The sequence below is a fragment of the Enterobacter sp. V87_3 genome, from assembly GCF_029967835.1.
Taxonomy (GTDB): domain Bacteria; phylum Pseudomonadota; class Gammaproteobacteria; order Enterobacterales; family Enterobacteriaceae; genus Enterobacter; species Enterobacter cancerogenus.
The window spans coordinates 196,945-211,224 of sequence record NZ_JASCAM010000011.1 but is presented as its reverse complement, the minus strand read 5'-3'; the positions used below and the strand labels follow the sequence as shown (position 1 = coordinate 211,224).

The 14,280-nt window shown below is 54.6% G+C and carries 16 protein-coding genes and 1 rRNA gene; 8 read left to right on the top strand and 9 right to left on the bottom strand.

The genetic code is table 11. From position 1 onward, the window contains the following. Nucleotides 1-156: ribosomal RNA gene (locus QLG21_RS04155) — 16S ribosomal RNA — on the bottom strand; the annotation flags it as partial. Between the two features lie 368 nt (nucleotides 157-524). Next, nucleotides 525-1,091, bottom strand: coding sequence for a D-glycero-beta-D-manno-heptose 1,7-bisphosphate 7-phosphatase (gmhB, locus tag QLG21_RS04150; protein WP_282483930.1), 567 nt, complete (start codon nucleotides 1,089-1,091; stop codon nucleotides 525-527). Nucleotides 1,092-1,279: 188 nt separating this feature from the next. On the opposite strand from gmhB, the gene metN reads away from it, so the two are divergent. The 6 genes from metN (at nucleotide 1,280) to proS (ending at nucleotide 6,859) form a co-directional block, all read left to right on the top strand. After that, a complete protein-coding gene (gene metN, locus QLG21_RS04145; protein ID WP_058609776.1) occupies nucleotides 1,280-2,311 on the top strand; it encodes a methionine ABC transporter ATP-binding protein MetN in 1,032 nt (343 codons plus the stop codon). Further along, entirely contained in the window at nucleotides 2,304-2,957 is a 654-nt protein-coding gene (locus tag QLG21_RS04140) for a methionine ABC transporter permease MetI (protein WP_008501881.1), read from the top strand. The genes metN and QLG21_RS04140 overlap by 8 nt, the downstream gene beginning before the upstream one ends. A gap of 40 nt (nucleotides 2,958-2,997) precedes the next feature. Continuing rightward, nucleotides 2,998-3,813 carry a methionine ABC transporter substrate-binding lipoprotein MetQ gene (metQ, locus tag QLG21_RS04135; RefSeq protein WP_042319200.1) on the top strand — a complete coding sequence of 272 codons (816 nt, stop codon included), beginning with the start codon at nucleotides 2,998-3,000 and terminating at the stop codon, nucleotides 3,811-3,813. A gap of 106 nt (nucleotides 3,814-3,919) precedes the next feature. Further along, complete coding sequence (rcsF, locus tag QLG21_RS04130; protein ID WP_010426664.1) at nucleotides 3,920-4,324, top strand: Rcs stress response system protein RcsF; 405 nt, start codon at nucleotides 3,920-3,922, stop codon at nucleotides 4,322-4,324. Then, complete coding sequence (tsaA, locus tag QLG21_RS04125) at nucleotides 4,321-5,028, top strand: tRNA (N6-threonylcarbamoyladenosine(37)-N6)-methyltransferase TrmO (RefSeq protein ID WP_042319201.1); 708 nt, start codon at nucleotides 4,321-4,323, stop codon at nucleotides 5,026-5,028. Before rcsF ends, tsaA begins: the two co-directional genes overlap by 4 nt. 112 nt (nucleotides 5,029-5,140) lie before the next feature. Beyond that, the gene (proS, locus tag QLG21_RS04120) at nucleotides 5,141-6,859 is read left to right on the top strand and encodes a proline--tRNA ligase (protein WP_137849536.1); all 1,719 of its coding nucleotides are present in this window, start codon (nucleotides 5,141-5,143) and stop codon (nucleotides 6,857-6,859) included. A 49-nt stretch (nucleotides 6,860-6,908) separates the two neighbouring features. On the opposite strand, the gene nlpE is transcribed toward proS, so the two are convergent. From nlpE to QLG21_RS04105, 3 genes are read right to left on the bottom strand one after another with little or no spacing between them, the layout of a single operon-like run. Beyond that, nucleotides 6,909-7,607, bottom strand: coding sequence for an envelope stress response activation lipoprotein NlpE (nlpE, locus tag QLG21_RS04115; RefSeq protein WP_282483929.1), 699 nt, complete (start codon nucleotides 7,605-7,607; stop codon nucleotides 6,909-6,911). 34 nt (nucleotides 7,608-7,641) lie between these two features. Beyond that, the gene (gene arfB / locus QLG21_RS04110) at nucleotides 7,642-8,064 is read right to left on the bottom strand and encodes an alternative ribosome rescue aminoacyl-tRNA hydrolase ArfB (RefSeq protein ID WP_006173578.1); all 423 of its coding nucleotides are present in this window, start codon (nucleotides 8,062-8,064) and stop codon (nucleotides 7,642-7,644) included. Beyond that, nucleotides 8,061-8,606: a YaeQ family protein gene (locus QLG21_RS04105; RefSeq protein ID WP_137849537.1), complete on the bottom strand. Its 546-nt coding sequence runs from the start codon at nucleotides 8,604-8,606 to the stop codon at nucleotides 8,061-8,063. Before QLG21_RS04105 ends, arfB begins: the two co-directional genes overlap by 4 nt. A gap of 196 nt (nucleotides 8,607-8,802) precedes the next feature. Here QLG21_RS04105 and QLG21_RS04100 point away from each other — a divergent pair, with 196 nt between their 5' ends. After that, the gene (locus tag QLG21_RS04100; RefSeq protein WP_006173580.1) at nucleotides 8,803-9,003 is read left to right on the top strand and encodes a YaeP family protein; all 201 of its coding nucleotides are present in this window, start codon (nucleotides 8,803-8,805) and stop codon (nucleotides 9,001-9,003) included. Further along, the gene (gene rof, locus QLG21_RS04095; RefSeq protein ID WP_006173581.1) at nucleotides 8,990-9,250 is read left to right on the top strand and encodes a Rho-binding antiterminator; all 261 of its coding nucleotides are present in this window, start codon (nucleotides 8,990-8,992) and stop codon (nucleotides 9,248-9,250) included. The genes QLG21_RS04100 and rof overlap by 14 nt, the downstream gene beginning before the upstream one ends. Before the next feature lie 29 nt (nucleotides 9,251-9,279). Here the strand turns inward: rof and tilS are convergent, their stop codons facing one another. From tilS to accA, 4 genes are all read right to left on the bottom strand, one after another. Continuing rightward, entirely contained in the window at nucleotides 9,280-10,566 is a 1,287-nt protein-coding gene (gene tilS / locus QLG21_RS04090; RefSeq protein WP_137849538.1) for a tRNA lysidine(34) synthetase TilS, read from the bottom strand. Between the two features lie 59 nt (nucleotides 10,567-10,625). Next, nucleotides 10,626-11,015, bottom strand: a complete 390-nt coding sequence (locus tag QLG21_RS04085) for a VOC family protein (RefSeq protein WP_137849539.1) — start codon at nucleotides 11,013-11,015, stop codon at nucleotides 10,626-10,628. 65 nt (nucleotides 11,016-11,080) lie between these two features. Then, the gene (locus tag QLG21_RS04080; protein ID WP_282483928.1) at nucleotides 11,081-13,213 is read right to left on the bottom strand and encodes a lysine decarboxylase LdcC; all 2,133 of its coding nucleotides are present in this window, start codon (nucleotides 13,211-13,213) and stop codon (nucleotides 11,081-11,083) included. A gap of 100 nt (nucleotides 13,214-13,313) precedes the next feature. Beyond that, nucleotides 13,314-14,273: an acetyl-CoA carboxylase carboxyl transferase subunit alpha gene (accA, locus tag QLG21_RS04075; protein ID WP_006173590.1), complete on the bottom strand. Its 960-nt coding sequence runs from the start codon at nucleotides 14,271-14,273 to the stop codon at nucleotides 13,314-13,316. Nucleotides 14,274-14,280: the final 7 nt, after the last annotated feature.

Genomic DNA, 14,280 nt, shown 5'->3' with positions numbered 1-14,280 from the left:
CAGTAGTTATCCCCCTCCATCAGGCAGTTTCCCAGACATTACTCACCCGTCCGCCGCTCGTCACCCGAGAGCAAGCTCTCTGTGTTACCGCTCGACTTGCATGTGTTAGGCCTGCCGCCAGCGTTCAATCTGAGCCATGATCAAACTCTTCAATTTAAGTTTGATGCTCGTGAATTAAACTTCGTAATGAATTACGTATGTTCACTCAGAGACTTGGTATTCATTTATTGTCCGGAGACATTAAGAATCCATGTCACTTTGAGTGCCCACACAGATTGTCTGATAAATTGTTAAAGAGCAGTGCAACGCGGCTTTCGCTCACCGTTGCGAGGTGGCGTATATTACGCCTTCCTCTTTCAGAGTCAACCCTGAATCTCAGGATTTTTTCTCTTCAACCGACCGGTTGTTGTGTGAAGTGATTCACATCTGCCGTGTCGATGGAGGCGCATTATAGGGAGCCGCCGTGGAATGACAAGCGGAAAAATGCATTTTTATTTCAACCGCTCACCTTTTCGCCAAAAAGCCTATTTCTGATGCTTTTTTATCTCTTTTGGCAGCTCGGCCAGACTATTAATTACCCAGTCGGCTGCGTTTTCTGCTTCGGGGGTAACAGGTTTGCCGGTGCGCACTAATATTTTGGTCCCCACACCCGCCGCCGTTGCCGCCTGCATATCTTCCAGCTTGTCGCCCACCATATAAGAGGCGGCCATATCGATATTCAGAAATTCCTGCGCAGAGATACACATCCCCGGGTGCGGCTTACGGCAATCACACGTCTGACGATACTCTTCTACAGTTCCCTGGGGATGATGCGGACAATAGTAGATACCATCAAGGTCAACGCCCCGGTCCGCCAGCGACCAGTCCATCCATTCTGTTAACGTCTCGAACTGTGCTTCGGTAAATTTTCCACGCGCAATGCCAGACTGGTTGGTGACAACCACCAGCGCATAGCCCATCTCTTTCAGCTGGCGCATGGCCTCTATTACGCCCTCGATAAACTCGAACTCATCAATCTCATGAACGTAACCGTGATCCACATTAATGGTGCCATCACGATCGAGAAAAATTGCGGGTACTGATTTTGCCACCGGTTTGCTCCTGAAAAAGGCATGTTCGGCTAGTATCTCATGAATCGCAGCGCAATAAAGTGCTCATCGCACAGAGTTGGATTGATTTAGACGTCTGGATGCCTTAACATCCGTTTTGTTTACGGTCATCACCCGTATCTGGCAGAACAAAATGCCACGGCTAACTTACATACGATAAAAATAATCTAATGATTAAACTTTCCAATATCACCAAAGTGTTCCAGCAGGGGAACCGGACCATTCAGGCGCTGAACAACGTCAGCCTGCATGTTCCTGCTGGTCAAATTTATGGCGTCATTGGCGCATCGGGTGCAGGTAAAAGTACGCTGATCCGTTGTGTTAACCTGCTTGAACGCCCAACCCAGGGCAATGTAGAAGTTGGCGGTCAGGAACTTACCGCGCTCTCAGAGAAAGAACTCACTAAAGCACGCCGCCAGATCGGCATGATCTTCCAGCACTTTAATCTGTTGGCCTCCCGCACCGTTTTTGGCAACGTCGCATTGCCGCTGGAGCTGGACAATACGCCTAAAGAAGAAGTGAAGCGTCGCGTGACCGAGCTGCTCGACCTCGTAGGTCTAGGCGATAAACATGATAGCTATCCGGCTAACCTGTCCGGCGGTCAAAAGCAGCGCGTCGCCATTGCCCGTGCCCTGGCAAGCAACCCAAAAGTGCTGCTGTGCGATGAAGCCACCAGCGCATTAGACCCGGCCACGACCCGTTCGATTCTCGAACTCCTGAAAGACATCAACCGTCGTCTGGGGCTGACCATCCTTCTTATTACGCACGAGATGGATGTGGTGAAACGCATCTGTGATTGTGTGGCAGTGATCAGCAATGGTGAATTGATTGAGCAGGATACGGTGAGCGAAGTGTTCTCTCACCCGAAAACGCCGCTGGCGCAGCAGTTTATCCAGTCAACGCTGCATCTGGATATTCCCGAAGATTATCTGGAACGTTTGAAAACAGACGCAACGCCTGACAGCGTCCCGATGCTGCGCATGGAGTTTACCGGCCAGTCGGTCGATGCGCCGCTGCTGTCAGAAACCGCGCGCCGCTTCAACGTGAATAACAACATTATCAGCGCGCAGATGGATTACGCCGGTGGCGTGAAGTTCGGCATCATGCTGACGGAAATGCACGGCACACAGGAAGAAACCCAGGCGGCAATTGCCTGGCTGCAAGAACATCATGTAAAAGTAGAGGTACTGGGTTATGTCTGAGCCGATGATTTGGCTGCTGGTTCGCGGCGTTTGGGAAACGCTGGCAATGACCTTCGTATCGGGTTTCTTTGGCTTTGTGATTGGCCTGCCGGTCGGCGTGCTGCTGTACGTGACGCGCCCGGGGCAAATCATTGAGAACGCGAAGCTCTACCGTACGCTCTCCGCATTAGTGAACATCTTCCGTTCTATCCCGTTCATCATTCTGCTGGTCTGGATGATTCCGTTTACCCGCGTGATCGTCGGCACCTCTATCGGTCTGCAGGCGGCTATCGTGCCATTGACCGTCGGTGCGGCACCGTTTATCGCCCGAATGGTGGAAAACGCCCTGCTTGAAATCCCAACGGGCCTGATTGAAGCGTCCCGCGCAATGGGTGCCACGCCAATGCAGATCGTACGTAAAGTCCTGCTGCCTGAAGCATTGCCGGGCCTGGTAAACGCAGCCACCATTACGCTGATTACCCTGGTGGGCTATTCTGCGATGGGTGGTGCAGTCGGTGCCGGCGGTTTAGGCCAGATTGGCTACCAGTACGGTTATATTGGTTATAACGCTACCGTAATGAATACCGTTCTGGTATTGCTGGTTGTTCTGGTTTATTTAATTCAGTTCTCTGGCGATCGCATCGTCCGGGCTGTTACGCATAAATAACGTTACACACAACACAAACTCGATGAGTTAAGGATAAAACATGGCGTTTAAATTAAAGACCTTTGCAGCGGTTGGCGCGCTAATTGGCTCTCTGGCACTGGTGGGTTGCGGTCAGGACGAAAAAGATCCAAACCACATTAAAGTGGGCGTTATTGTCGGTGCTGAGCAGCAGGTTGCAGAAGCCGCCCAGAAAGTGGCGAAAGAGAAATATGGCCTGGACGTTGAGCTGGTGACCTTCAACGATTACGTTCTGCCAAACGAAGCGCTGAGCAAAGGCGATATCGACGCCAACGCCTTCCAGCACAAACCGTACCTGGATCAGCAGATCAAAGACCGTGGCTACAAGCTGGTTGCAGCGGGCAATACTTTTGTTTACCCGATTGCCGGTTACTCCAAGAAGATTAAATCGCTGGACGAACTGCAGCCAGGCTCTCAGGTGGCCATTCCAAACGATCCAACCAACCTTGGCCGTTCCCTGCTGCTGCTTCAAAAAGTGGGTCTGATCAAACTGAAAGAGGGTGTAGGTCTGCTGCCGACCGTACTGGACGTGACCGAGAATCCGAAAAATCTGAAACTGGTTGAGCTGGAAGCCCCTCAGCTGCCGCGTTCACTGGACGATGCGCAGATTGCGCTGGCCGTGATCAACACCACCTACGCCAGCCAGATTGGCCTGACGCCAGCGAAAGACGGTATCTTTGTTGAAGACAAAGACTCCCCGTACGTTAACCTGATCGTTACCCGTGAAGATAACAAAGACGCGGAAAACGTGAAGAAATTCGTGCAGGCATACCAGTCAGAAGAAGTTTACCAGGAAGCGAATAAAGTGTTTAACGGCGGCGCTGTTAAAGGCTGGTAATCTGACTTCAGTGTAATATCATCAAGACGGGCTTATGCCCGTCTTGTCATTTGTGCGGGCAACTGATTCAATATCTGACGTTTTGATTATCCACTGAGGAACTATTATGCGTGCTTTACCGATCTGTCTTTTAGCACTCATGCTGAGCGGCTGTTCTATGCTAAGCAGATCTCCTGTTGAACCTGTTCAAAGCACTGCAACCCCGCCAAAAGCGGAGCCAGCGAAACCAAAAGCCCCTCGACCTGCCCCGGTTCGCATTATTACCAAAGCAGACGATCTCGTCGGAAAACCATTCCGTGAGCTGGGTGAAGTCAGCGGCGAATCCTGCCAGGCAACGAACCAGGACTCTCCACCGAATATCCCGACAGCTCGTAAACGTATGCAGATTAACGCGTCAAAAATGAAAGCCAACGCGGTGCTGCTGCACAGCTGTGAAGTGACCAGCGGTACGCCAGGCTGCTACCGTCAGGCGGTTTGCATCGGTTCTGCGCTGAACATTACGGCGAAATGAGTTCGTTTCAGTTCGAGCAGATAGGCGTTATCCGCTCCCCCTATAAAGAGAAGTTCGCCGTCCCGCGCCAGCCTGGTCTGGTGACCAGCGGCAGCGGCGAGCTTCACTTAATCGCGCCTTATAATCAGGCCGATGCGGTACGCGGACTTGAGGCGTTCAGCCACCTGTGGGTTGTCTTTGTCTTTCACCAGACAATGGATGGCGGCTGGCGTCCTACCGTTCGCCCTCCTCGTCTGGGCGGAAATGCGAGAATGGGCGTGTTCGCGACCCGCTCAACCTTCCGTCCAAACCCGGTTGGCATGTCGCTGGTCGAACTGAAAGGCATACGCTGTGAAAAGGATCGGGTGATACTGGCGTTAGGCAGTCTCGACCTGGTGGATGGCACACCGGTTATCGACATCAAGCCGTATCTGCCTTTTGCTGAGGCCCTGCCGGAGGCCCGTGCGAGCTATGCACAGGACGCGCCTCATGCGGACATGCCCGTCTCTTTCACACCGGCGTTGACGGACACGCTCAATCAGCTTGAAAAACGCTATCCTCGTCTGCGGGACTTTATCACGGAAGTGCTGGCTCAGGACCCCCGTCCCGCCTACCGCAAAGAAGAGGAGTCAGGGAAAACGTACGCCGTCTGGCTGCTGGATTTTAACGTTCGCTGGCGCGTCACCGAGGCCGGTTTTGAAGTGTTTGCCCTGGAACCCAGGTAATTTTAATCTCCTCTCTTTTGGCATCTTTGCCACACTGGTAAACTAAACCACTTTTTTTGTGTCAGGCTGGCGTTTCAGCCTGTTCCAATAGTCGAAATGGAACCGTAACAACATGCGTACTAGCCAATATCTGCTCTCCACTCTGAAGGAGACACCTGCCGACGCCGAGGTGATCAGCCACCAGCTGATGCTGCGCGCCGGGATGATCCGCAAGCTGGCCTCCGGGTTGTACACCTGGTTGCCGACCGGCGTGCGCGTCCTGAAAAAAGTCGAAAACATCGTGCGTGAAGAGATGAACAACGCCGGTGCAATCGAGGTGTTAATGCCCGTGGTTCAGCCCTCTGAACTGTGGCAGGAGAGTGGTCGCTGGGAGCAGTACGGTCCCGAACTGCTGCGTATTGCCGATCGCGGCGATCGTCCGTTTGTTCTCGGTCCAACGCATGAAGAGGTCATTACCGATCTGATCCGCAACGAGCTGAGCTCTTACAAGCAGCTGCCGTTGAACTTCTTCCAGATCCAGACCAAGTTCCGTGACGAAGTGCGTCCACGTTTTGGCGTTATGCGCTCCCGCGAATTCCTGATGAAAGATGCTTACTCTTTCCACACCTCTCAGGGATCTCTGCAGGAGACCTACGACAAAATGTATGAGGCTTACAGCAAAATCTTCTCCCGTATGGGTCTGGATTTCCGTGCTGTACAGGCTGATACCGGTTCAATCGGCGGTAGCGCATCCCACGAGTTCCAGGTTCTGGCGCAGAGCGGCGAAGACGATGTGATCTTCTCTGACTCCTCTGATTACGCCGCTAACATCGAGTTTGCAGAAGCTCTGGCACCAAAAGCGCCACGCGCCGCCGCAACCGAAGAGATGACGCTGGTTGATACGCCGAACGCCAAAACCATCGCCGAGCTGGTTGAGCAGTTCAATCTGCCGATTGAGAAAACGGTTAAAACGCTGCTGGTTAAATCGGCCGAAGGCAGCGCATACCCGCTGGTTGCCCTTCTGGTGCGCGGCGATCACGAGCTGAACGAAGTGAAAGCAGAAAAACTGCCACAGGTTGCCAGCCCGCTGACGTTTGCTACGGAAGCGGAAATCCGTGCCGTCGTGAACGCCGGTCCTGGCTCGCTGGGTCCAGTAAATATGCCCGTTCCCGTGGTTGTTGACCGTACGGTTGCTGCAATGAGCGACTTCTCTGCAGGTGCCAACATCGACGGCAAGCACTACTTTGGCATTAACTGGGATCGCGACGTCGCAACACCAGAAGTTGCGGACATCCGTAACGTGGTGGCGGGCGATCCAAGCCCGGACGGCCAGGGTACGCTGATGATTAAACGCGGTATCGAAGTGGGCCATATCTTCCAGCTGGGCGATAAGTACTCCCGCGCCATGAATGCGGCTGTTCAGGGCGAAGACGGTCGTAACCAGGTGCTGACCATGGGTTGCTACGGTATCGGGGTCACGCGCGTGGTTGCCGCCGCTATCGAGCAGAACTTCGACGAGCGCGGTATCGTCTGGCCGGACAACATTGCGCCGTTCCAGGTAGCCATCCTGCCAATGAACATGCACAAGTCTTACCGCGTTCAGGAGCTGGCCGAGAAGCTGTACGCTGAGCTGCGCGCGCAGGGCGTTGACGTGCTGATGGACGACCGTAAAGAGCGTCCGGGCGTGATGTTCGCCGATATGGAACTGATCGGCATTCCGCACACCATCGTTATTGGCGATCGTAACCTCGACAGCGACGAAATCGAATACAAATACCGTCGTAGCGGCGAAAAACAGATGATCAAGACCGGCGACATCCTTGATTACCTGATGAAAGCCATCAAAGGCTAAAAAACAAAAACCCCGCTCAGGCGGGGTTTTTTATTGGCTCACGAAGACGCTATTTACTGCTACAGTCTTTACCCGCAGCAAAGCTCGCGTCTTTATCAACCACCAGCGTTTTCACCATCTCACCGCTATCCGGGTTAGGCTCCACCGTAAAGTGACCGTCAACCGTCAGTAAAACCGGCTTACTGTCATTCCCGCGCGCGACGGCATAATCCCGCTCCAGCTGAGCATTGTTTGCCACGCTGACTTTCTTAACGGTGGCGCAGTCGGTGAAGATCGCCGCATCCGCCATATAGAAGTACATTCCCCGCATCGCCATTGGCGTAGCAGGCAGCGCCGCTTTCACCGGCGCGAGCGTGTAATTAAATTGCGACTCAATCGGGTTGCCCTCGCGATCGAGCATCTCCATCCCCTCACCTTTAGCGCGGAAATAGGTTTTATCACCCGTGGTATCGGTCAGCACCAGCTTCTCGGCGGTACGTGCCCATTTTCCGTAGCTCGCAAAAGAAGATGGCTCCTTTGCGCCCTGATAGCGCTGGTTCATGACCCAGGTGCCATCTTTTTCCAGGAAGAGCGTGGTTTCGATTCCTTCGCAATCCGCACACGGCAGTACGCCGCGCCAGCTCTGCTGCATCGGTTTTAACGCTTCAGTAGGCGCGGCCTGCAAGGCCTGCGTTTCCGAACGGTTGTTACACCCGAAGAGTGCGAACAGCGTGCTGACGGCTAATGCTGAAAATAGTGCTTTTTTCACGATGGATCCCTTATGAAAAGTGTGTTCCTTTTCGTCACTCCACAGGGCGACGAACTTTTCCGCGTAGTGCTTTTACCGAGGATTTTTGCGACTTCGTTGATAACCGGCGCTCTTTCGACGCGCGGGTTGGTCGCGTAGCCCGACGGCTTTTTTGCTCTGCGGTTAACTCTTTTATGACGGCCACCAGCCGGGAAAGCGCCGCTTCGCGGTTCAGTTCCTGACTGCGATATTCCTGCGCTTTGATAATTATCACGCCATCGCTGGTAATCAGATGATGGCTGGCGGCAAGCAAACGTTCTTTGTAATACTCTGGCAGGCTGGAGGCCCGAATGTCAAAGCGCAAATGGATAGCGGTTGAAGCCTTGTTAACATGCTGTCCGCCCGCGCCCTGCGCGCGGATCGCCGTGATCTCCAGCTCGTTATCAGGAATGCTGACGTTTCGGGACAAATCAATCATGACGCTGGTTGCCACGCGGTTAAATGGATTTCCAGATTATTCTGAGAATCAGAGAGCCAGATCGCACCATCCTGAATAGTTGCCTGCAACACCATGGTCCTGCTGGCGAACGCGCTCAGCTGCGCCAGCTGCTCGTCATCCAGATACCAGACGGTGAGATTGGCAAACTGCGCACATTTTTTCTTGTTCTGCTGCCACCAAATCTCCGCAGCACGTTGATTATACGCAAATAACGCCACTTCCGCTGACTGCGTACACGCTTTTTTTATCCGACGTTCATCCGGCAGACCGAGTTCGATCCACAAATCAATGCCCAGATGATCGTTGCGCAGCCAGGCTTCTGGTTCATCTTCCGCGCTTAGGCCACGGGTAAATTGCAAACGGTCATCAGCATACTTCACCCACGCCAGCAGGCGAAGCATCATGCGCTCCTGGGTTTCAGACGGATGACGCGCCAGCGTCAGTGACGCATCCAGAAACTGGTTGCGGTCGAGATCCGCCACGTTAACCACAGCTTTATAAATTGTCGCTTTCAGCGCCATGAGAGAACTCCTTTCGTATAAGGCGCACAGTGTAGCGAAAATAGCGGCAAAAGGCTGTTACGAGGTGATGAACAGGCCGCTATCAAGGCTCTGATATTGCTTAAATGAGTATGGTATAGTCACCTTGCTAAACCGAGTTTATCTTCGTAGGCTTAATGTTATCTCACAGTAAGCCAGTGCGCTGGCAGGAGGGGATGTGAACAATTATTGTGAGCTAATTCGCAAACGGTATGCGGAAATTGCCAGCGGCGATCTGGGCTATATCCCGGATGCGTTGGGTTGTGTACTCAAAGTGCTAAATGAAGTGGCCTCTGATGAGAGTCTTTCAGAATCGGTCAGGGAAAAAGCAGCGTATGCTGCAGCGAATCTACTGGTGAGCGATTATGTCGATGAATGAAACTTATCAACCCATCAATTGTGATGACTATGACAACCTCGAACTCGCCTGCCAGCATCATTTAATACTGACGCTGGAACTCAAAGATGGCGAAGTGCTGAAGGCGAAAGCCAGCGACCTGGTTTCACGTAAGAACGTGGAATACCTGGTAGTGGAAGATGCCGGCGCGACGCGCGAGCTTCGCCTGGATAAAATCGCCAGCTTCAGTCACCCGGAAATAGGCACCGTTGTGGTGAGCGAATCCTGATGAACATTAACGGGCAGCCCCGCTGCCCGTTACACCGTCCACTGAAAACCACCCCCCTCTTCTGCCCACCCGTCTTTCGTCACGAATACGCCCGCCGCCGCAATCAACGTCTCGCCGTAAAACAGTAGCGGTGTGGTATCGCGCAGCCAGGGCGGCACGTTGTTCTCCTGCCAGATTTTCTTCAGCTTACGCCCGCCGTTGCGCCCGACAATGTGCAGCACACCGCTGGCCTTAAAGCGCACGGTAACAGGTTCATCGGCATTGGGTAGCCGCACGTGGCCCGACGCGGTCAACGAAACGGTTCCCCTCTGATAAGGCAGTTCCAGCGCGTCATGGGGTGACGGCCAGGCCAGCACCACATCGGTAAGCGAAGGGGTGGATTTTACCCACCACAGCCGGCCTTTGTAGCGCCTGACCTCAAAGCCATTGAGATACACACACGGGGCGGCATCTTCCCGCGCCTGAGCAACCTCCTCCCAAATACGGTGTAGCATGGCGCGCGACGGCATAGCCGCATTGTGCATGGCCAGCCAGCGGCGCAGAAGCGCCGCGCGCCGCACTGGGGTCATCGACTCAAGCGGCGTAATCGCCAGCGCCCCGTCACCGGATGTCAGGTCGGATAGCGCGTCGCTCAGCAACTCATCCAGCAGCGTTTCCTGCTCAGCGCAGAGTGCTGCGCTGCGGGCGGTTGCTTCAGCAAAGTGCCCCCATCGCTGCGTCAACAGCGGCAAGACGTGCAGACGCAGGAAATTGCGATCGTAGCTGTCGTCCTGATTGCTCTCATCTTCAATCCAGCTCAGCTGATGCTGCTGCGCCCAGGTTTCAAGAGACGCGCGCGTTTCGCCCAGCAGAGGGCGAAGTAATTCTGTGCCGTCAAACGCGGTACGCTCAGGCATGGCGGATAGCCCTGCCGGGCCACTCCCCCGCTTGAGCGCCAGCAGGAATGTCTCACACTGATCATCAAGGTGTTGCGCCGTCACCAGCGCCTCGCCGGGCTTTAACGCGCGGGCAAACGCGGCATAGCGGGCTTTACGCGCCTGCGCCTCAATGCCCAGCCCTTCATTTTCGAGTACGACACGCTCCACGTGCAGCGGGATCCCCCACGCCGCGCACAGGGCGTCGCAGTGCGCAACCCACTCATCTGCATAAGGACTCAACCCATGATGAACATGAATAGCCCGAATCTGAACGTCGGGCTCTCGATCGCGCCAGTGCATCAGGCGATGAAGTAACACCGTGGAATCCAGCCCACCGCTAAACCCCACCAGCAGCTGGCGGTACGGCGAAACGGCTTGCGCAATATCAGATGAGATCATAAGCAATTACACGTAAAAAAATGCCCGAACTGGTCGGGCATTATCACACATACCGGCGTTTACTGCTGGTAAAGCTCCAGCGGCAGACCGTCCGGGTCGTTGAAAAAGGTGAAACGTTTACCGGTAAACGGATCGACACGTATGGCTTCGCATGCCACACCGTGCGCCTCCAGATGCATCACCGCGCTATCAATGTCCTCTACGCTGAAAGCAAGATGGCGCAGGCCACAGGCTTCCGGACGAGAAGGACGCGCAGGCGGGAAAGGAAAGGAGAACAGCTCAATGACATACTGGCCGTTTAACGCCAAATCGCCTTTCCAGGAATCACGCTCTTCACGGTACGCCTCGCTTAACAGCTCAAAGCCGAGAATGTCACAATAGAAAGCCTTACTTTGCGCGTAATCGGTGGCAATGATCGCAATATGGTGAACCTGTTTTAAACCCAGCATAGCTTCTCCTTTTCATGATGCCTGAACGTTACAACCGGGAACCTGCGCCTGGCAAGCGGCCAGCTTCATTTTAGGACCCGTACCCAGTACACGCCGTTTTCATCCCGTTTGGCACCGTGAATGTCGGTCTCAAAACCAGGGTAGTGTCGCCCAACCGAACACAGCATCAGCAGGAAATCGAGAACCGCCCGGCTCTCTTCGACAATCATCTCACCCGGCATCAGCAGCGGCACGCCCGGCGGATACGGCAGGATCATATTGGCCGACACGCGCCCGACCAGGTTTTCCAGCTCGACGGTCTCTACCTCGCCTTTCACCTGATGCTGCCAGGCCTTGTGCGGCGTCAGCTTCATTTCAGGCAGAACGTCGAACGCCTGCAGCATCAGACGCGGCAGATCGTGCTGGCGGATCAATTTGTGGATCCCCTGCGCCAAATCCTGAATGCGCATGTTGCGATAGAAATCAGGATCTTCCGCATAAAGATCCGGCAGCATATTCTTCACCCGCAGGTTCAGATCGTAGGCGCGTTTAAACTCCATCAGACCACGCAGCAGCCCCATTGCGCGGGTTTTATCGATCCCGATGCTGAACAGGAACAGCAGGTTGTACGGCCCGGTTTTCTCCACCACGACGCCACGCTCATCGAGGAACTTCGCCACCAGCGCGGCGGGGATCCCTTCATCGCTCATCACCCCCTTCTCGTCCATACCCGGTGTCAGGATCGTCACTTTCACCGGATCGAGGAACATATGGTCCGGGTCGGCATCCCGAAAGCCGTGCCAGCTTTCGCCGGGCGCGACCTGCCAGCATTCTGCCTCATCAATCTGTTCAGGCTGCCAGATGTCGAAGAACCAGCCGTCCGCTTCATCTTTTAGCCGCTGAACTTCTTTGCGGAAATGCAGCGCCCGTTCCACTGAACGATTGATGAGACGCTTGCCGGGATTACCCCGCAGCATCGCCGCCGCCGTTTCAATCGAGGCCACCAGCGGATAACTTGGCGAGGTGGTGGTGTGCATCATAAAGGCTTCGTTGAAGGTGTCCTCGTCGTATTCGCCTTTAATGTGGATCAGCGAGGCCTGAGAAAACGCCGCCAGCATCTTGTGCGTCGACTGCGTTTCGAAAAACACTTTGCCCGGCACCCGCTCGCCGCTCATCCCGCTTTTCCCTTCGTAAATCGGGTGGAAATTGGTGTACGGCACCCACGCGGAGTCAAAGTGGATCGACGGCACGTCCAGGGTCTGCTTGATCCAGTTGGTGTTGTAGAGCAGACCGTCATAGGTGGAGTTGGTGATCACCGCGTGGATCGGCCAGCTTGCCTGCGGGACGGACGCCACTTTGGTTTCAATCGCCGCATGCGTAAACTCACGGCGCGGAATACCACCCAGAATGCCGAGCGCGTTGCGCGTCGGCGACAGCCAGATCGGCACCACATCGCTCATCATCAGCAAATGCGCCAGAGATTTATGGCAGTTACGGTCGATGAGCAGCGTGCTTCCGGCTGGGGCCGCGTACATCCCGACGATTTTATTTGATGTCGAGGTACCGTTGGTCACCATATAGCTCTGCTCGGCACCAAACGTGCGGGCGATATACTCTTCGGCTTCCAGATGCGGGCCGGTGTGGTCGAGCAAAGAGCCCAGCTCGGTGACCGAAATCGATACATCCGCTTTAAGCGTGTTGCCGCCGAAGAAATCATAGAACAGGCAGCCGACCGGGCTTTTCTGATACGCCGTGCCCGCCATATGCCCCGGCGTACAGAAGGTATATTTGCCTTCTTTCACGTAGGTAAAAAGCGCGCGGGTAAACGGCGGGGTGATGTTATCGAGATACTCTCCCGTGTACTGCTGAATGCGGGTGGCAATGTCTTCCGCCACGCCAAGCGAGTATTCAAAGAACCACAGCGCCATGCGCATATCGTGGGCGCTGACGTCCATTGTCGAATGCGTATTGATAAAGGCGTACAGCGGAAGATACTCGTTCAACCTGTTGATGTCGCTGCACAGCTCCAGGTCGTATTCGTCCCAGTCAAAAATGACGCCGCAGATGCGCGGGTTATGTTCAATGAACTTCAGCAAATCCGCACTGTTATGCGGCCAGATAAGCTGGTATCCGCGGGACTGCAGGGCTTGCTCCAGCTCCTTGATGGGCTCGTCTTTATAAAAGACGCCGTGCGGCCCCATAATGGCAATGATATTCACGGGCTACCTCCTTGAAAAACATTAGGTAAGCATAGCCCGGCTAAACCGCAGGTATAAAAAAAGCCGCAACACTGTGCGGCTTTTCAGATAAATGTCGCGCTTACGCGTAACCGTAGGTCATCAGACGCTGGTAACGACGGTCGAGCAACTCTTCTTTGCTCAGCACGTCCAGATCGGCCAGATCGGCCAGCAGCTGTGCTTTCAGGGACGCGGCCATCGCTTCAGGCTTACGGTGCGCACCGCCCAGCGGCTCTGGGATCACGGAGTCGATAAGCTTCAGCTCTTTCAGACGCGGGGCAATGATGCCCATCGCTTCTGCTGCCAGCGGCGCTTTATCAGCGCTTTTCCACAGAATGGACGCACAGCCTTCCGGGGAGATAACGGAATAGGTGCTGTACTGCAGCATATTCACTTTATCGCCCACGCCAATCGCCAGCGCACCACCAGAACCCCCTTCACCGATAACGGTGCAGATGACCGGTACACGCAGGCGAGACATCTCACGCAGGTTGCGTGCGATGGCTTCAGACTGACCGCGCTCTTCCGCGCCAACACCCGGGTATGCCCCCGGGGTGTCGATGAAGGTGATGATAGGCATATTAAAACGCTCAGCCATCTCCATCAGACGCAGGGCCTTACGGTAGCCTTCTGGAGCAGGCATACCAAAGTTACGACGGATTTTCTCTTTGGTTTCGCGACCTTTTTGATGACCAATGATCATCACCGGACGCCCGTCGAGACGCGCAATCCCGCCGACGATAGCTTTATCGTCTGCGTAAGCGCGATCGCCTGCCAGTTCGTCAAATTCATCAAACGCCAGGCGGACATAATCCAGGGTGTACGGGCGCTGAGGATGACGCGCCAGCTGGGCAATCTGCCATGCGCCAAGATCGGCGAAGATTTTGCGCGTCAGCTCTACGCTTTTTTCGCGCAGACGATGCACTTCCTCGTCGATGTTTATATCCAGTTTTTCATCCTGACGGCTTACGGCTGTCAGAGAATCGATTTTCGCTTCCAGCTCTGCAATCGGCTGTTCGAAATCAAGGAAATTCAGACTCATAGTATTC